Raw genomic sequence first — 18,509 nt, forward strand, 5'->3', positions numbered from 1 at the left:
GCGGACCTTGGTCCGCACTGATGCCCGGTCGCGCGCTGAAGGAATGTGCCAACCAGGGTTGGCACCTACCAAAGCACATCCCAGGTGGCCGTGGCAGGTGCCATGTGCAGCAGATCCACGCCATGCGTGGATGGTGTTCCCCGCACCGCCTAGAACGCGTTGATGCCGGTCAGTTCGCGGCCGATCACCAGCTGGTGCACGGTCTCGGTGCCTTCATAGGTGATCACCGATTCCAGGTTCAGCGCATGCCGGATCGCTACATGCTCGGTGGTGATACCGGCCCCGCCCAGCAGGTCTCGACACTCGCGGGCGATGTCGATGGCCATGCGGCAGTTGTTCCACTTGGCCAGGCTGACCTGCTGCGGCTGCAGCTGGCCGGCTTCCTTCAGGCGGCCCAGCTGCAGCGCCAGCAGCTGCGCGGTGGTGATGCGGCGGGCCATTTCGGCCAGCTTGATCTGCGCGCTCTGCGTGGCGGCCAGCGGGCGACCGAACAGCACGCGTTCCTTGGCATAGCCCAGCGCCTCATCCAGGCAGGCAATGGCAGCGCCGATCGGGCCCCAGCTGATGCCGTAGCGGGCCTGGGTCAGGCAACCCAGAGGGCCCTTCAGGCCCTTCACGTTCGGCAGGCGGTGGCTGTCGGGCACGCGCACGTCGTCGAAGAACAGCGCGCCGGTCAGCGATGCGCGCAGGCTCATCTTGTGCTTGATCTCCTGCGTGGTGAAGCCGGCCATGCCCTTTTCCAGCACGAAGCCCTGGATGCCGTCTTCGGTCTGCGCCCAGACGATGGCCAGATCGGCCACCGGGCCGCTGGTGATCCACATCTTGCTGCCGCTGATGCGCCAGTCGCTGCCGTCGCGCACCGCGCGGGTCTTCATGCTGGCCGGATCGGAACCGCCGTGTGCCTCGGTCAGGCCGAAGCAGCCGATCAGCTCACCGCACGCCATCGCCGGCAACCACTGCTGGCGTTGCTCCTCGCTGCCGTAGGCATAGATCGGGTACATGCACAGCGAGCTCTGCACCGAGACGAAGCTGCGCAGGCCCGAATCGCCGCGCTCCAGCTCCTGGCAGATCAGGCCATAGCTGACCGCACCGAGGTCGCCGCCGCCGTATTCGGCCGGCAGGGTGGCGCCGAGCAGGCCCAGCGCGGCGATCTCCGGCACTAGCTCTGAAGGGAAGCGGGCCTGGTCGAAGGCATCGCCGATGATCGGCAGCACGCGCTCGTTGGTGAAGCGGGCGACGCTCTCCTGCACCGCGCGCTCTTCCTCGTTGAGCAGGGAACGGACATCGAACAGATCGTACGGATGCAAAGCCATGGCACTCACGCGCAGTCAGGACCCGGCCATTGTCGGTCATCCGCAAGCATCGCGTCTGGTAGGTGTGGACCTTGGTCCACACGGAAGCGGGTCCGGGCGGTGAAACAATGTGCCAACCAAGGTTGGCACCTACCCGGCCACGTGCATTACGCTGCACCGCAGCAATCATGACTTGAACATCGTCGATCTAGCTCGATCACGCGCGGCCCGGTACCCTGACACATTCAAACAACCGTTTCGCTCGTGGCTGCACGCGCGATTCCCAGGCACCGCCGGTGGCCCCGATGCCGGCCCTACCCACGAGTCATGCAATCGATGAGCGCTGAAGCCAACGCCCTGCCCCCGCGTGAAGTAATGGAGTTCGACGTGGTGATCGTCGGCGCCGGCCCCGCCGGCCTGGCCACCGCGATCCGCCTGCGCCAGCGCGCGATCGAAGCCGGCCGCGACCTGTCGGTGTGCGTGCTGGAGAAGGGCTCCGAACCGGGCGCGCACGTGCTGTCCGGCGCCGTGATGGATCCGCGCGCACTGACCGAACTGTTCCCGGACTGGGCCGAGCGCGGCGCACCGCTGAAGCAGGAGGTCACCCGCGACGAATTCCTGTTCCTCAGCGAAACCGGCGCACGCAGCACGCCCAATGCGCTGCTGCCGGAGTGCTTCCACAACGAAGGCAACTACATCATCAGCCTGGGTGAAGTGACCCGCTGGCTGGCGCAGCAGGCCGAAGCGCTGGAAGTGGCGATCTTCCCCGGCTTCGCCGCAGCCGAGGTGCTGTACGGCGACAATGGTGAAGTGATCGGCGTGGCCACCGGCGACATGGGCATCGAGAAGGACGGCAGCATCGGCCCGGCCTTCGAACGCGGCATGGCGCTGCAGGCCAAGTACACGATCTTCGCCGAAGGCGCACGCGGCCACCTCGGCCGCCAGCTGATCGCGCGCTACAAGCTCGATGAAGGCAAGGACCCGCAGGCCTACGGCATCGGCATCAAGGAACTGTGGCAGATCGACCCGGCCAAGCATGAGCCGGGCCTGGTGGTGCACGCCGCCGGTTGGCCGCTGGACAGCGATACCTATGGCGGCGCGTTTCTGTACCACGCCGACGGTGGCAAGGTCGCCATCGGCTACGTGGTCGGCCTGGACTACAGGAACCCGTGGCTGAGCCCGTTCGAAGAGTTCCAGCGCTTCAAGACCCATCCGTCCATCCGCAAGCACCTGGAGGGTGGCACCCGCATCGGTTACGGCGCGCGTGCGATCACCGCCGGTGGCCTGCTGTCGCTGCCCAAGACCGTGTTCCCGGGTGGCGCGCTGGTCGGCTGCGAGGCCGGCTACCTCAACGCCAGCCGCATCAAGGGCAGTCATGCCGCGATCAAGACCGGCATGCTGTGCGCCGATGCCGCGTTCGACGCGCTGGCCGCCGACCGCCAGCACGATGAACTGAGCGCCTACCCGAAGGCGTTCGAAGCCAGCTGGCTGTTCACCGAACTGCAGCAGGCCAAGAACTTCAAGCAGTGGTTCAAGAAGGGCCAGACCGTGGCCACGCTGATGACCGGCGTGGAGCAGTGGCTGCTGCCAAAGCTGGGCGTGCGCAATCCGCCGTGGACCCTGCACCGCACGCAGCCGGATCACGTCTGCCTGGAGCCGGCGGCCAAGCACACCCGCATCGCCTACCCGAAGCCGGATGGCGTGCTGACCTTCGACCGTCTCAGCTCGGTGTTCCTCAGCAGCACCAACCACGACGAGAACCAGCCCAGCCACCTGACGCTGAAGGACCCCAGCATTCCGGTGAAGGTGAACCTGGCCGAGTACGCCGGCCCGGAAGCCCGCTACTGCCCGGCGGGTGTGTACGAGTTCGTCGGTGAAGCCGACAACGCGCGCCTGCAGATCAACGCGCAGAACTGCGTGCACTGCAAGACCTGCGACATCAAGGACCCGACCCAGAACATTGTCTGGGTGACCCCGCAGGGCGGTGGCGGCCCGAACTATTCGGGCATGTGATTGCTCCGGGCTGCGACCGCGTGTCGCAGCCCACCTGCCCCGCTGCATCGCTATCCTGCCCGCCCATGCGTGCTTTCCGCCTGCTCATCACCATTGCTTTGGCCCTGGCGGCCACGGCCTGCCAGCGCCCGCCTGCGGCACCGGCCACGCCGGAACAGGCGCAGCAGCAGGCCATGCAGCGCGCGTTCGAGCTGTGCGCCGGCTGCCACACCGTGCAACCTGGTGGCATCCACCGCTTCGGGCCCAATCTGCACGGCGTGATCGGCCGCCGCGCTGGCAGCCTGCCGGACTATGGCTATTCCGACGGCATGCGCAGCGCCGATATCACCTGGACCGCGCAGACCCTGGATGCGTTCCTGCAGTCGCCCACCCACGTGGTGCCCGGCACGCGCATGTACAACGCCTTCCCCAGCGCCGAACGCCGCGCGCTGGTGATCGCCTACCTGCAGCAGCAGTCGGCTCAGTGAGCCAGGCGCTGCAGCTGTCGCTGCAGCCGTGCCACAAATTCCGCCACTGCCGCGAACAACGGCGCCACATCGGCTTCCGCCGCATCCTGCAGACGCTCTACCAGCGCATTGGCCTGCCCGGCCAGCACTGTCGCTCCCACGGCGCCCAACCCACCGGCCTGACGATGCAGGTGCAGTGCGGCCGCCTCGCGATCTCCAGCCTGCAGCGCGCGCTGCACGGCGGCAAGATCGCCCTCGCTGGCCTGCAACAGGCTGTCGCGCAGCTGCTCGGCCACCGCACGTGAACCGAAGCGCCGCTGCAGGCTGTCCAGATCGGGCAGCGCCCCACCATCGTCGGCAGCGGACCCGGCCTGCGGCTCCTCGAACGACTGTCCCTGCGCCTGCGGCAACCAGCGCAGCAGTGCGGTACGCAGCGTGGCCAGTGACAGCGGCTTGGCCAGCACTTCGTCCATGCCGGCCTCGCGGCAGCGCCGTGCATCGTCATCCAGCACGCTGGCGGTCAGCGCCAGCACGGTCAGCCGCGGCTGGCCGTTGCGGCCCTCGCGTTCGCGCAGCAGGCGAGTGAAACCGAAGCCATCGAGCACCGGCATCCGGCAGTCGGTGATCACCAGATCGAAACTCTCCGACGACAGCCGATCCAAGCCCTGCTGGCCGTCACCGACCATCACATGCGGCACCCCCAGCTGCTGCAGTCGCCAGGCCATCATCGCCTGGTTGGTCGGGTGGTCTTCGATCACCAGCACCCGCGCCTGGCGCAGCGCCGGCGGCAGCAGCGAGGCCTGTTCCTGCTCGGCGACCAGCGCTTCCACATCACCGCTGCCGGCTTCCACCAGCGACAGCCGCACCTCGGCGCGGGTCCCTTCGCCCAGCGTGCTGTGCAGCTCCAGCTCGCCGTCCATCATCTGCACCAGGCGCTGGCAGATGCTCAGGCCCAGGCCGGTACCCCCATGGTCGCGCTGGATGTAGGCACCGGCCTGGGTGAACGGCGCAAACAGGTGCTGCAGCTGTTCCGGCGCGATGCCGATGCCGGTGTCGGTGACGCTCAGGCACAGCGGCTGGCTGCCGTCTTCGGCGGTCGGCCCCAGCACGTCCAGCTGCAGCCGCACTTCGCCGCGCACGGTGAACTTGATGGCGTTGCTGAGCAGGTTGAACACGATCTGGCGCAGGCGCACGCCATCCACTTCGTGCGCGGCCGCCAGCTGCGGATCGATCTGCACGTGCAGGTCCAGCCCACGTGCACTGGCCTGCGCCGACAACAACCGGCACACGCTTTCCAGCAATGGCCGCAGCGGCTGCGGCACCGGTTCCAGACGCAGTGCGCCGGCCTCAAGCCGCGAGTAGTCAAGAATATCGTCGAGGATCTGCCGCAGCATCTGCGCCGAATCCTCGATCACCCCGAGGATGCGCTGCTGCTCGGCATCCAGCGGCGAATGCGCCAGCACTTCCAGCATGCCCAGCACGCCACTCATCGGCGTTCGGATTTCATGGCTCATGGTCGCCAGGAAACGCGACTTCGCCTCCGCCGCCTGTTCGGCGTCAGCCTTGGCCGCAGTGAGGGCCTCGGCCTGTGCACGCGCCTCGCTGACATCCACCCAGTATCCACTCCAGGTGACCACGCCCGCTTCCGCCGCATAGGGATGGGCCTGGCTGCGCACCCAGCGCGCGCCGGTGCCTTCAGGTCGCAGCCGGAACTCGAGAACAAGCGGTGCGAACTGGCGCGCCGCCTGCTCGACGGCATGCAGGATGTGCTCGCGGTCGTCTTCCTCGATGCGCTCCAGCAGGCACATTGCATCCTGTTCAGCCTGCTGCCGGCTGATCCCGAACAACGCCTGCAGGTCACCGGCAATGAACGGGAAGCTGAGGGTTCCGTCTGCCGCGCGGCGAGCCTGATAGACCACGGCGGGCAGGTTGTCGGTGACTTCGGCCAGGCGCTGTTCCAGGTGACGCCGTCCGGCCACCTCGCGGCGCAGCCGCCAATGCCCGATGGCGTGCACCAGCAGCGCGGTGAGCAGCACCAGCAGCAGCGGCACGCCCCAGCGCATCGCGCTGTTCCAGTCCAGGCCGTTGCGGTACTCGACGGCCAGCCAGTCCCCGCGCAGGGCCTCGCGCTTGCGCGGCGTCATCTGCAGCAGCAGGCGGTCGAAGGTGGTGGCCAGGGCGGCATGGCGGCGCTCAACCGCCAGCACCAGCTGATCGTTGAAACCTGCCGGTGCCGCCACCTGCAGGCGCCCCGGGAAGCGGTTGCGCAGCAGATGGTCAACCAGTGCCAGGTTGCCTACGTAGGCATCGGCGTCGCCATTGATCAGGCGCTGCAGGGCCTGTTCCGCGCTGCGTGCCGCGATGATCCGCGCCTGCGGCGCCTGCTGCAGCACATAGCCACGCACACGTTCCGGATCGGACAGCAGCACCCGCTTGCCCTGCAGGTCGGACAGGCCCAGCAACGCCGGGCTGTCACGCCGGCTGACGATCACGTTCGGCACGCTGATGAAGGGCTGGCTGAACACCCAGTCCGGGCCCAGGTAGCGAGAATCGGCAGGAATGCCCATCACCGCCTGCAGCTCGCCGCGGCGCGCCTTCTCGCGCACCTCGTACCAGTCATGGCTGTTTTCCACCTGCAGGTTGGCGCCAGCCTGCAGCAGGCGCCGCAGGTATTCGCTGGCCAGGCCACTGGGCTTGCCATCCTGGTCCGCGAACGACAGCGGCGCCGCATTCGGCGCGAAGCCGATCTTCAACGGCTGCTCCAATACCCGTTTCTCGGCCTGGCTCAACGCCAGCTGTGCCGATGCCGACCACTGCGGAGGTGGCAGCCAGCGCTGCACCAGCGCATCGCGCTGGGCCTGGCTGGTCGCAGCCAGTGCCAGGTCCAATGCTTCGGCCAACGGCTGCTTGCTGTTGGGAACACCGAAGTGCAGCCGTTCGGGCGGCAGATCGCTGGGGCGCAGCAGCACGACCCCCTGCAGGTCCTCGCGTGCGATCAGTTCGGTGGCCACGTAGGCATTGCCGATGTAAACGTCTGCCTTGTCGTCTCTGACCATCTCCAGCGCCGCCAACGAGCTGTTTGCGACAAGCTGTCGTGCCCGGGGAAAGCGCGCCCGCACCTGCGGGCCGGTCAGGAAGTCCTGCTCGATCACCACCCGCAGTCCATCCAGGTCGGGGATATCGGAGGCACGCAGGTCATCCGGGCGTCCCACCAGGGCCAGCGGTGCCTCGCCATAGGCGGCGGTATAGACCATGCAGCGGGTGCGGTCGGCACTGAGACCGACATTCATCACTACATCGATCTCGCCACGACATGCCGCATCCAGCACGGATGTCCAGTCGGGATAGCGCCGTGCCTCCACCTTCACGCCCAGCTGACGGGCGAGAAGCGACAGATAATCCGGGCCCAGGCCGACCTGCTGGCCGTCACGGAGGGACTCGAACGGCGGCCAGCCACTGTCATACTGGCCCACGACGATGCTCGGATGCGCGGCAAGGTACTCGCGCTGCAGCGGGCTGAGCGGCAACAGCCCAGGCACCGCCTGTGCCAGCGCCGCAGGCAGCACCAGCACGGCCAGCAGCAGGACCAGCCCGCGAACAGCCCAGCTACGCATCGGCGTTGATCTCCTAGAATCTGCCAGGAACCGCGATGGTCGCGGTCCGGCGTGCCCGGTGGCCATACTAGAGCATGAGCTTGCGCATCATCATCGCAGACGACCACCCGGTGGTCCGTATCGGTACCCGTGCCGTCATCGAATCGAGCGGGGTGGGCCGCGTGGTCGGCGAAGCCGACAGCGCGCAGGCGCTGATGGCCCTGCTCGGCAGCCAGCCCTGTGACCTGCTGGTAACCGACTACTCCATGCCGGGCAGTCCCCAGGCCGACGGCTTCGCCATGATCGGCATGATCCGCCGCCGTCATCCCGACCTGCCGGTGCTGATGCTCAGTGTCTCCAACAACCTGGCGATCCTGCGCATGGTGCTCGACAGCGGCGTGCTCGGCCTGGTCGACAAGAGTTCGTCGATGGACGAACTGCCACAGGCCATCCAGGCGGTCTACCGGGGCCAGCGCTACATCAGCCGCAGCCTGCGCGAGCGGGTCGAGGCCGCTGGCAGCTGGCGCATGCGCGAGGGCGACGGCAAGCCACTGTCGCCACGCGAGGTGGAGGTGCTGCGGCTGCTGGGCACCGGCATGACCGTGAAGGAAATCTCGCTGCAGCTGCACAAGAGCGTCAGTACCATCAGCCGGCAGAAGGGTGACGCCATGCTCAAACTGGGCCTCAAGGGCGACGCCGAGCTGTTCGATTACCTGCGCGACGGCAAGATCTGAGAGCCAGATCACACAAGAAGGGCAGCTGCCACCGCCCTCTTTGACCGGCCGCCGATCTGTGCCAAGATGGTCCGGCATGAGTTCTCAATGCGAGGTCGAAGGAATCGACCGGCTCATGTCCTCGCTCCCGTCCCTGGTGGACGTGGCGCGGTTTCCTGCCGGCCGTCTGGCCCGGCAACGCTGACCATGGAGAGGCGCATGCATCATCCCCCCAAGCTACGTTGGACCCTGCCGTTGCGGCCTCTGCGCGCATTCGCGGCGTGCCTGCTCGTCTCTCTTTCCGCTGCCGCCTGCAGCGCCGCCGATCCGGCCCCCTCGTCCTCCCAGCCCGGCGCCCCTGCGCAGGCTGCCAATGCGCCCCGACAGGATGTTGCCCCGATGCAGACCCCCACCCCCGATGCCGCCGCCACCCCGCCCGACGCGCCGACCGTGATGTATTTCACCTACCAGGTGGACGGCGATGGCGCGACCTCCTATGAGGTCCAGAACGGCAGCGTGGCGACCTTCTGGTTCGGCCACACCTTCATTCTCGATGGCACCACGTACTACACGGGTTTCTCCTGGGATACCCGCGAGCACTACGGCAAGCCGGGCGAGCAGACGCCGGCCGGTCCGGATGACCGCGCCAACCTTGCCGAGGCCACCTTCGTGCTGGCCGGCACCGACGCCAGGAAGCCATGGAAGTTCCGTGGCCAGGAATGGACCATCGGCGCACTGGGCGCGTACGACAAGGCCGACGATGTCGATACCCGGCGCAAGCCGCTTGAACATCGCACGGCCGATGGTCGCCTGCTGCTGGCGGTGCCGACCAGCAGCTTCGACCGCGGCATCAGCAGCACCGGCTATGCGCTGCTGCTGTTCAACCCCAGGCGCAGCGAAGACGACGTGGACAGCAAGGTCTGGCGCTATGTCGGTTCAGTGCGCACGGGTGAGGACAACAGTGCCGCCTGCGACGACGGCAACGTGATGCCCTGCACCGACAGCGATGGCGAACTGGCCTTCGCTGCCGACGGCAACGGCCTGCCGCGACTGACCGTGACCTTCAAGGGCACCACCATCGAAGGCCCCGGCAAGACCCGCGCACTGGGTGCCGGCGACGCCGTGCACTACACCTTCGACAGCGCGACCCAGCAGTACGTCGCGCCCTGATAGCACCCGCCACGCGCGGGTTCCCTGTTGACCGACATGTTCTTGACTCACGGATGAGTCCGGTTGGCGATTCGCGGCACGCGCCGCTCCATCAACCCCGAGGAAAACGTCATGGCACAGCATGACTACAGCAGAAAGGAAATCCTGGACATCGTCGAGCAGGTCGCCAGGCAGAAGGGCATCCCTGTGGATGACTTCATGCGCTTCGCGCACATCGAGACCGGCGGCACCTTCAACGAGCGCGCCCACAACACCTCATCCGGCGCCAAGGGCCTGTTCCAGTTCGTGCCCGGCTCCGCGCGCCAGTACCACCTGACCGGCCACGAGTTCGACCCCACCCGCAACACCGAAGCGGCCGCGCAGATGTACCAGGACAACCTGGACTCGATGGCGCGCCGCAATGAGCGCACCGGCCACCCGTACCTGTCCGGCGGCGACACGCCGACCGGCCTGGACCTGTACCTGGCCCACCAGCAGGGCAGCGCCGGCTATGGCTCGGTGCAGACCGCGATCGCCACCGGCACCTTCGGCGTGGTCCGTAACGGCCATGGCGAAGAGATCAACATGCGCCGCAACGTGCTCAACCAGATCGGCTCCGATGCCAAGGCCCTGACCGGCCACACCCTGGCCGAGATGCGCGGGATGAACGACGGCGACCTGGCGCGGACGTTCTCCAGCTATTACATCCACAAGTACGCGGCGATCAGCATTCCGGAAAAGAACATCGAACCGCAGGCGGTAGTGCAGGGCCAGGGCCAGACCCCGGCAGCACCTGCGCAGGCCAGCGCAGCCGTGGCGGCGGGTGCAGCCACGCTGGCGGCAACCGCAACGGCAGCTGCCACACCGAAGCCAGGCATTGAACTGCAGGCCGCCTACGAGGCCGGCGTGAAGTACGACGAAGTCAAGTACGCCATCAACATCCCGGGCCACGCGCTGTACGTACCGGGCAAGACCGGCAAGAACGTGGAGCAGGGTTACATCGACTGTTCCGGCTGGGTCGGCACGCTGCAGAACCGGACCATGGACGAGATCAACCAGAAGGCCGGGCACGCGGTGTTCAGCAAGGCTGATCGCATCGATCTGGGCAACCTCGGTTCCGGTGGCATCGTGCGCAAGGCGTTCGACCAGTCCGGCGTGCTGCTGGACCGCGACGCGATCCTGAAGCCCGATGCGCTGAAGGAAGGCATGATCATCGGCCTGGATACGGCCAGGACCCGCCATGAGCACTGGAACGGCATCGACCACATCGTGATGGTGGTGCGCGACCCCAACACCGACAAGCTGCTGATCAGCCAGTCCACCGGCAGCAAGGGCGTGCACACCATGCCGGTCGAGGACTACCTCAAGCAGGTGAAGGACCACCCGAACTGGAAGCTGTACGCCTCCGATCCGCTGTCCAAGGCGCGCGACCTGCTGGAAAACCGCACCCAATCGCACGAGCAGAGCCAGGGCAAGCCTGCGGCCGAGCACAAGGCCGCTGCCACGCCGCACGCCGAACTGTACAAGCAGGGCGCGCACAGCGAGGGCGTGCGCAAGGTGCAGGAGCAGCTGGGCCACCTGGGCTACGTCGGCGCCGACGGCAAGCCGCTGGTCGAAGATGGCCGCTTCGGCCGCAACACCGACGCGGCAGTGCGCCAGCTGCAGAAGGACAACGGCCTGGTGGTCGACGGCATTGTCGGGGCGAAGACCCTGGAGGCAATCAAGGACGCACGCGAACGGCCGTTGCTGAACGACGAGCGGCACCCGCGCAATCCGTTGTTCATCCAGGCCAGCAAGGGTCTGGAACTGCTGCCGGCCGGGACCTTCAAGGACCGCCACACGCTGGAAAGTGCTGCTGCGGCTTTGACGAAGGAGGCGCATGCCGCCGGCCTGCAGCGCATCGACTCGGTGGTGCCCAGCCCGAACGGTGAGCGCCTGTTCGCCGTGCAGGGCACCATCGGCGACCCGGCCGCCATTCGCGCTGCGGTGGAGATCCGTACGGCCAGCGAGCAGAGCCTGGCACTCAGCAGCGGTGCCGTGCAGGGCGCGCCGAACGTGCTGCATCAGCAGCAGGACGCCCAGCAGGAGCAGGCCCGGCAGGCCCAGAAGGCGATGGGCGTCTAAGCCCGCGGCGCCTTGGGAGAGAAGGGAGGGCCACGTCCGCGTGGCCTTTTCCCTTTCTGCCAGCTGAGCGGCCGAGGCCGCTTTCAGCCTTGCTTCATGCCGCCTGCCGCTAGATGAATGCGCAAGCCGCACGGTGGACCAGGCAATGTTCCGGCAATGTTGGAACGCCAGCGTGGACATCACGGCAGCCGGGGCGCCCCGCGCCCTCCCTGCCCAGCGTGGCATGCACCTCACAGGAGAACGAACATGCTCAGTACTTCCGCACTCAGCTTCCGTGGTCTGGCGATGGCCCTGGCACTGCTGGCCGGTGTCGCCGTGGTCAGCGATGCCAGCGCGATGTCGAGGAAGGACAAGCGCACCCTGGTCGGCGCCGTGGTCGGTGGCGTGGCCGGCAACCTGCTCTCCAACGGTGATCCCGCTGCCACTGTCGGCGGTGCCGTGGCCGGCGGCGCGATCGGCAACCTGACCACCTCCGACCGCCGCGACCGTCGTTACTACGACAATCGCCGTTACGACGACCGCTACGATCGCCGTTACGACCGTGGCTACTACCGCAGCGGCTACTACGACCGCGGTGAGGACCGTCGCTGGCAGCGCGAGCGCTACTACGACAACCGCTACTACCACGACCGCGGTCGCCATCGCGGCTGGTAATCCGGCGCGGCGGTACCGCCGATGACGATGTGACGACGGGCGGGTCGATGACCCGCCCGTTTGCGTTGCGGGCGGCCATGGCGTTGAATGCGCACCCTTGGATGTGACTTTCCCCATTGGGGCTGCGGCATGACTTCTTCTTCCCACCGGGTGCAGGGCCTCAACAACGACGAGGTCGCTGCCGACTGGCCGCCGATCAGCACCGCAGACCTCGCGTGGCTGCGCCAGCGCTTTCCGCAGCTGGATGCGGGCAGCCAGCCGCACTGGCACAGTCCTCGACCGTTGTCGGCCGCCGCCATCGTCAATGGCACGCGCGGACCGGTGTTCATCAAGCGCCACCACCACAGCGTTCGCAGCGCCGCCTGCCTGGAAGAAGAACACCACTTCATCGCCCATCTCGCTGCCGCCGGCGTACCGGTGTTGCAGGTGCTGGCGGCAACCGATGGCCACACCGCAGTAGAGCACGGCGAATGGACCTTCGAACTGCATGCGGTTGGCGTCGGCGAGGACCTGTACCGCGATGCCGTGTCGTGGTCGTTGCTGACCGATGTCGCGCAGGCCCGCGAAGCCGGCCGCATGCTGGCCCGGTTGCACCGTGCCGCCGCCAGCTATCACGCGCCACAGCGCAGTACCCATCTGCTGGTCGCGCGCGACGATCTGATCCGCGCCGACGATCCCATCGCCGCGATCAAAGCCGAACTGCCCACACGACCGGGGCTGGCCCGCTACCTCGTGCGCATTCCATGGGAAACCCAGCTTCGCCGCGACGTGCTGCCGTGGCATGCCGGCCTGGCCGAACGCCTGCGCGACGAGCCACGGCTGTGGGCGCACAACGACTGGCATGTCTCCAACCTGCTGTGGCGCGACGGGCAGGTCAGCACCGTGCTGGATTTCGGCCTGGCTTCGCCCACCAGCGCACTGTTTGACCTCGCCACCGCGATCGAGCGCAACGCAGTGGCGTGGCTGGAACTGGAGCGCGGCATGGAGGCGGTGCGCATCGACATCGCACTGGCGTTGCTCGACGGCTACCGCGAGGTGCTGCCGCTGTCGGCGGCACGCGTGCACCTGCTGGCCGACCTGCTGCCGATGGTCCATTTCGACTTCGCACTGTCCGAAGTGGAGTACTTCGAAGGCGTCACCGGCTCGACCGCGAACGCGGATGTGGCCTGGCAGCCCTTCATGCTGGGGCACCCGGCGTGGTTCCACAGCGCGCCGGGGCAGGCACTGCTGCAGGCGCTGCACGCGGCAGCCTGAAGGGCACCGGCTCGCAAATCCGTACCATTTGTAGTGAAATGGTCACCTGAAGCGGGGGTGCCTGGATCTGCCAGGCTGAGAGAGTCCCTTGGAACCTGATCCGGTTTGCACCGGCGTAGGGAGCTTTGAGCCGCAGCCACACCCCCGTCATGGGCCGGTGCACCTGCGCGCCGTCGCTTCGTCTCCCTTGTTGTCCGAAGACGAACCGAATGAACCGCTGCCTGCGCCCCACCCTGCTCTCCCTCGCCCTCTGCGCCGCCTTGCCGCTGCATGCCAGCGAGGCCGACGCTGCCACCGATGCGGCTGCCACCGGCGCCGAGCGCTCGCCCACCGAACTGGCGGCAGTGCGCGTGCAGGCCGGCAAACCCAAGGCCGATACCTCACGCGTGAACGCCTTCGGTGGTGGGTCCTGGAAGGACACCCCGGCCTCGGTGAACGTGCTCGAGCGCGACTACCTCGACCGCCGCCAGGTGCGTTCGCTGTCCGAGCTGGCCAGCAACGATGCCTCGCTGGGTGATGCGTATGCGCCGGTGGGTTACTACCAGAACGTCGCCATCCGCGGCTTTGCGCTGGATGCCGCCACCGGCTACCGCTTCAACGGCCTGTCCATCGCCGGCGAACAGCGCCTGGCGCTGGAGAACGTGCAGTCGGTTGAGATCCTCAAGGGTGAAGCCGGCCTGGCCGCGGGTGTGATGGCGCCCGGCGGCATCATCAACTACATCGGCAAGCGCCCGGCCGAAGTGCGCACCGCCACGCTCGGTACCGACTCGGAAGGCTCGCGCTACGTCGCCGTCGATGTCGGCCACTGGATCACCCCGCGTTTCGGCCTGCGCCTGAATGCCGCATGGGATTCCAGCAATTCCTACGTCGAGCACGCCGATGGCCGTCGCAACTTCTACTCGCTGGCCGCCGACTGGCTGATTGGCGAACGCGGCAAGCTGGAAGTGGATGCCAACTACCAGACCAGTTCGCAGCGCTCGGTGTCCGGCTACCAGCTGCTGGGCGCGCGCGAGCTGCCGCACGGCGTGGATCGCGAATTCCTGCTCGGCTACCAGCCCTGGCAGCGCCCGGTGGATATCGCCAGCACCAACATCACCGCGTTGCACACCTACGACTTCAACGATGCCTGGCAGTCGCGCGTCTCGGTCGGCCACAGCCGCTCGGTGATCGATGACAACGTCGCCTTCGCCTATGGCTGCTACTACGCCACGCAGTGCGCCGATGGCAGCGTGCCGGGCAACTACTTCGCGCCCAATGGCGACTACGACGTCTACGACTACCGCAGCCCGGACGACACCCGCCGCAACCAGCAGGCCCGTGCCGAGCTGCGCGGCCGCTTCGAGACCGGCAGCGTCGGCCATGAGTTGACCATCGGTGCCGACTACTTCCGCCGCACGGTAGACAAGCGCCCGAGCGTCAACGAGTACGTCGGCACCAGCAACATCCACGACGCACAGGTGCCGGTGTTCGCGCCGTCGCCGAAGATGCCAGGGCCGTCCGCACGACGCCTGGACAGCCGCCAGACCGCGTTCTTCGCGCTGGACCGGATGAGCTTCGGTGATGACTGGCAGTGGCTGGCCGGCGGCCGCTTCGTGCGCCTGGACGAGCGTGCCTACGACAAGCGTGGCACCCCGCAGCGGCACAGCCGCCTGTCGCGTTTCCTGCCGCAGACCGCCGTGGTGTGGAAGGCCACCGATCAGCTCAATGCCTATGCCAGCTATGTGCGCGGCATCTCGCTGGGCCAGGAAGCGCCGTTCTGGACCAGCAACGCCGACACCTTCCTGCCGTCGGTGCAGTCGCGGCAGCTGGAAGTGGGCGTGAAGTACGTGCCGGTCGAAGCACTGACGCTGGGCGCGGCAGTGTTCCGCATTTCGCAGCCGTACCAGTACGCCAAGCCCGACAACAGCGAGGTCGGCTACACCTTCGTCGAGGAAGGCACGCAGACCCACACCGGCCTGGAGCTGACCGCCAACGGCCAGCTGACCGATGCGCTGCAGATCGTGGCCAGCGCCAGCGTGCTGCAGGCGCGCGCGCGCGACACCGGCACCCCGGCCTATGAAGGCCATCAGCTGGTGAACGTGCCGAAGGTGCGCGCCAGCGTGCACGTGGCCTATGCGCTGCCGTTCGTGCAGGGCCTGGATGTGACCGGCGGCTGGCGCTATGCCGGTGCCAACGTGGCCCGTGCCGATGGTGGCGTGCGCGCACCGGACTACTCGGTGTTCGACGCTGGCCTGCGTTTCCAGCATCGCCTGCACGAGCGCGCGGTGACCTGGAACCTGTCGGTGGACAACGTGTTCAACCGCTTCTACTGGCGCGATACCGGCAGCAGCGGCGGTGACTACTACCTGTTCCCCGGCGCACCGCGACAGGCCCGCCTGTCGGTGACGTTCGCGCTGTGAGCGGCGTCATGCTCGAGTGGACCGCCGCGCTGTGCAGCATCCTCGGCGTCTGGCTGATGGCCAAGCGCCGGCTGGTGGCGTGGCCGGTCGGCCTGCTGTCGGTGACGCTGTACGGGCTGGTCTTCGCCGAGGCCAAGCTGTACTCGGACACACTGCTGCAGGTCGCCTTCGGTGGTTTCCTGGTCTATGGCTGGCTCAACTGGCGGCAGCATGCAGCGGATGAGGGCAGTGTCCGCATCGTGCCACTGGCGCGCAGCAAGCTGCTGCGCGACCTGGCCATCGGCCTCTGCGGCGGCGTGGCACTGGGTGCGGCCATGCACACCTTCACCGATGCCGCGCTGCCGTGGCTGGACGCGATGCTGACCGCGCTGAGCCTGGTCGGCCAGTGGTGGCAGGCACGCCGCCACGTGGCCTGCTGGTGGGTGTGGATCGCGGTGGACGTGGTGTACGTGGGTGCGTACCTGTTCAAGTCGCTGCACGTGACCGCCGCGCTGTACGTGTTCTTCCTCGGCCTGGCCGTGTTCGGGCTGCGCGCATGGAGCGCGGCAGCCCGTGAACCAGAGGCAGCAACGCAGTAGCGCCACGCCATGCGTGGCCGGGGCTTACCGGTAGTCGCCAACCTTGGTTGGCGCACACCTGCCGACCAAGGTCGGCATCTATCCAACACATCCACGCAGGGCCTGAATCTACTGCACCCGCAAGATCAGTAGAGCCACGCCATGCGTGGCCTGGGGCTACCGGTAGTCGCCAACCTTGGTTGGCACACGCCTGCCGACCAAGGTCGGCATCTACCCAACACATCCACGCAGGGCGTGGATCTACTGCACCCGCAAGATCAGTAGAGCCATGCCATGCGTGGCTGGGGGCCTACCGGTAGTCGCCAACCTTGGTTGGCGCGCGTGCCGACCAAGGTCGGCATCTACCCAACACATCCACGCAGGGCCTGAATCTACTGCACCCGCAAGATCAGTAGCGCCACGCCATGCGTGGCTGGGGCTTACCGGTAGTCATCAACCTTGGTTGGCGCACACCTGCCGACCAAGGTCGGCATCTACCCGGCGCATCCACGCATGGCCTGAATCTACTGCAGCCGCAAGATCAGTAGAGCCACGCCATGCGTGGCCGGGGCTTACCGGTAGTCGCCAACCTTGGTTGGCGCACGCCTGCCGACCAAGGTCGGCATCTATCCAACACATCCACGCAGGGCCTGAATCTACTGCACCCGCAAGATCAGTAGAGCCACGCCATGCGTGGCCTGGGGCTACCGGTAGTCGCCAACTTGGTTGGCGCACGCCTGCCGACCAAGGTCGGCATCTACCAGGCCCATCCACGCATGGCGTGGATCTACTGGGTAAGCAGCAGGCCCAGCCGCAGCGGCTGGCGCATGTCGGCCGGTGGGGCGGCCTGCAACGGTGCGGACTGCAATGTCGCGCGCAGGTCGGCGTCGATCTGAGGGTCGCCCAGGCTGTCGAATTCGAGTTTCGAAATGCGGCCATCCGCCGCGATCCACACGCTCACCGGCAACGGCGTCGGCGTATCCGGGTGTGCCTGCATCCATTCCAGCACGCGCTGCGCCTGCGGGTTCTGCTCCTGCTGCAGGCGCTGCTGCAACTGGCCGCCCACGGCGGCGGCATAGGCCATCCAGTGTGCGGGAGCCTCCTGCGCGGACACCGCGGCGCTCCCCAGTGCCAGCGCACCGAACAGCGCGGCCAACGGCCGCCACCAGCGGCGTGCGCCGGTTGTGTTCCTTGCCATCGCCATCGCCCGCCCCTGCGCTCTCATCCAACGGCTGATGGTCGGCGCGTTAGATGACAGGCAGATGGCGGTCGGCACTGCCCGGCGCGATCAATCGCCCAGGTCGGCCAGCACCTTGCGCGAGGGCGCGAAGAAGGTCACGCCGGTGGTGGCGGTGGAGAAGTCGAGGATGCGGTCATGCAGCGGCGCAGGATTGCCGATGAACATGCGCTCGAGCATCTTTTCGATCACCCACAGGCGGCGCGTGTAGCCGATGAAGTAGGTACCGTACTCGCCACGCCCCGGGTTGGCGAACGGCATGTTGTCACGCAGGATCTCGTGCTCGCCGTCGGCGTCTTCGATGGTGCACAGGGTCTTGTGCGATTTCTGTGCATCGGCCGGTGCATCGTCCAGCTCGATGTTGTCGTGCTTGGTGCGGCCGATGATCGCTTCCTGCGCCTCGGTCTTCTGCGCGCGCCAGGCATCAAGATTGTGCAGGTACTTCTGCACCACGACGTAGCTGCCACCGGCATGCTCCGGATCTTCATCGCCCACGATGGTGGCTTCCGGCAACGACAGCCCTTCCGGATTGGCGGTGCCGTCGACGAAGTCGAGCAGGTCACGGCCATCGAAATAACGGAAGCCGGCCACATCATCGACCGTTTCCACCGCATCGCCAAACGCCATCAGCAGGTTGCGCTCGAACGCCACGATCAGGTCCATGGTGCGCGCACGGATGTGGTACAGCAGGTCGCCCGGCGTGGACACCGCGGTGTGGGTCGCGCCCTTGATCTCGCGGAACGGCGCCAGCTCACGCGGCGGCGTGGTACCCACCAGCGGCTGCCACACGCGGTGGCCAATGGCGACGTTGCAGGTGAAGGTGCGCTCGATCTCGCGGATGGCGGTGTTCTTGATCAGGTCGTCGGTGCTGGCCAGCACCTCGCGTGCCTTGGCGATCGACGCCTCGTCATCCTTCACCTTCAGCACCAGGAACGCCGCCGAATGGGTCAGCGGCGCGGTGATCTGCTGCGGCTCGTTGTCGAGCGTGTGGTTGAGGGCGGTGATCGGTGCGGGCTGGGAGTTCACGGCGGTTCCTGCTGGCTTGAGGCGGGCGCATCGCGCGTGGCGATGTGCGGGC

General features: G+C 67.2%; 13 protein-coding genes and 1 riboswitch. Of the genes, 9 read left to right on the forward strand and 4 right to left on the reverse strand.

Features of this window, described 5'->3' with window-relative positions:
* Positions 1 to 149: 149 nt before the first annotated feature.
* Positions 150 to 1,313: an acyl-CoA dehydrogenase family protein gene (locus tag R1L06_RS17535; protein ID WP_317218335.1), complete on the reverse strand. Its 1,164-nt coding sequence runs from the start codon at positions 1,311 to 1,313 to the stop codon at positions 150 to 152.
* A gap of 315 nt (positions 1,314 to 1,628) precedes the next feature.
* On the opposite strand from R1L06_RS17535, the gene R1L06_RS17540 reads away from it, so the two are divergent.
* The gene (locus R1L06_RS17540) at positions 1,629 to 3,305 is read left to right on the forward strand and encodes an electron transfer flavoprotein-ubiquinone oxidoreductase (RefSeq protein ID WP_317218336.1); all 1,677 of its coding nucleotides are present in this window, start codon (positions 1,629 to 1,631) and stop codon (positions 3,303 to 3,305) included.
* 65 nt (positions 3,306 to 3,370) lie between these two features.
* Positions 3,371 to 3,772 (forward strand): c-type cytochrome, encoded by a 402-nt coding sequence (locus R1L06_RS17545; protein WP_317218337.1) that lies wholly within the window; start codon positions 3,371 to 3,373, stop codon positions 3,770 to 3,772.
* On the opposite strand, the gene R1L06_RS17550 is transcribed toward R1L06_RS17545, so the two are convergent.
* Positions 3,766 to 7,365, reverse strand: a complete 3,600-nt coding sequence (locus R1L06_RS17550; protein ID WP_317218338.1) for an ATP-binding protein — start codon at positions 7,363 to 7,365, stop codon at positions 3,766 to 3,768. The two genes, R1L06_RS17545 and R1L06_RS17550, sit on opposite strands and share 7 nt — an antisense overlap.
* Positions 7,366 to 7,439: 74 nt before the next feature.
* Here R1L06_RS17550 and R1L06_RS17555 point away from each other — a divergent pair, with 74 nt between their 5' ends.
* The 7 genes from R1L06_RS17555 (at position 7,440) to pnuC (ending at position 16,215) form a co-directional block, all read left to right on the forward strand.
* A complete protein-coding gene (locus R1L06_RS17555; protein ID WP_317218339.1) occupies positions 7,440 to 8,078 on the forward strand; it encodes a response regulator in 639 nt (212 codons plus the stop codon).
* Positions 8,079 to 8,456: 378 nt separating this feature from the next.
* Positions 8,457 to 9,227, forward strand: a complete 771-nt coding sequence (locus tag R1L06_RS17560; RefSeq protein ID WP_121505031.1) for a hypothetical protein — start codon at positions 8,457 to 8,459, stop codon at positions 9,225 to 9,227.
* A 111-nt stretch (positions 9,228 to 9,338) separates the two neighbouring features.
* Positions 9,339 to 11,330 carry an XVIPCD domain-containing protein gene (locus tag R1L06_RS17565; protein WP_317218340.1) on the forward strand — a complete coding sequence of 664 codons (1,992 nt, stop codon included), beginning with the start codon at positions 9,339 to 9,341 and terminating at the stop codon, positions 11,328 to 11,330.
* A 246-nt stretch (positions 11,331 to 11,576) separates the two neighbouring features.
* Complete coding sequence (locus R1L06_RS17570) at positions 11,577 to 11,984, forward strand: glycine zipper 2TM domain-containing protein (RefSeq protein WP_317218341.1); 408 nt, start codon at positions 11,577 to 11,579, stop codon at positions 11,982 to 11,984.
* A gap of 129 nt (positions 11,985 to 12,113) precedes the next feature.
* A complete protein-coding gene (locus R1L06_RS17575; protein ID WP_317218342.1) occupies positions 12,114 to 13,238 on the forward strand; it encodes a phosphotransferase enzyme family protein in 1,125 nt (374 codons plus the stop codon).
* Positions 13,239 to 13,281: 43 nt separating this feature from the next.
* Positions 13,282 to 13,377: riboswitch (TPP riboswitch) on the forward strand.
* A 70-nt stretch (positions 13,378 to 13,447) separates the two neighbouring features.
* Positions 13,448 to 15,637, forward strand: a complete 2,190-nt coding sequence (locus R1L06_RS17580) for a TonB-dependent receptor (RefSeq protein ID WP_317218343.1) — start codon at positions 13,448 to 13,450, stop codon at positions 15,635 to 15,637.
* Between the two features lie 8 nt (positions 15,638 to 15,645).
* Complete coding sequence (gene pnuC, locus R1L06_RS17585; protein ID WP_317218344.1) at positions 15,646 to 16,215, forward strand: nicotinamide riboside transporter PnuC; 570 nt, start codon at positions 15,646 to 15,648, stop codon at positions 16,213 to 16,215.
* Positions 16,216 to 16,981: 766 nt separating this feature from the next.
* Here the strand turns inward: pnuC and R1L06_RS17590 are convergent.
* Together R1L06_RS17590 and R1L06_RS17595 are read right to left on the reverse strand one after the other, a co-directional pair.
* The gene (locus R1L06_RS17590; RefSeq protein WP_317218345.1) at positions 16,982 to 17,398 is read right to left on the reverse strand and encodes a hypothetical protein; all 417 of its coding nucleotides are present in this window, start codon (positions 17,396 to 17,398) and stop codon (positions 16,982 to 16,984) included.
* An 84-nt stretch (positions 17,399 to 17,482) separates the two neighbouring features.
* Complete coding sequence (locus R1L06_RS17595; protein ID WP_049460946.1) at positions 17,483 to 18,457, reverse strand: Dyp-type peroxidase; 975 nt, start codon at positions 18,455 to 18,457, stop codon at positions 17,483 to 17,485.
* Between the last annotated feature and the right edge of the window lie 52 nt (positions 18,458 to 18,509).

This window comes from Stenotrophomonas mexicanensis, assembly GCF_032911605.1.
GTDB lineage: Bacteria > Pseudomonadota > Gammaproteobacteria > Xanthomonadales > Xanthomonadaceae > Stenotrophomonas > Stenotrophomonas maltophilia_A.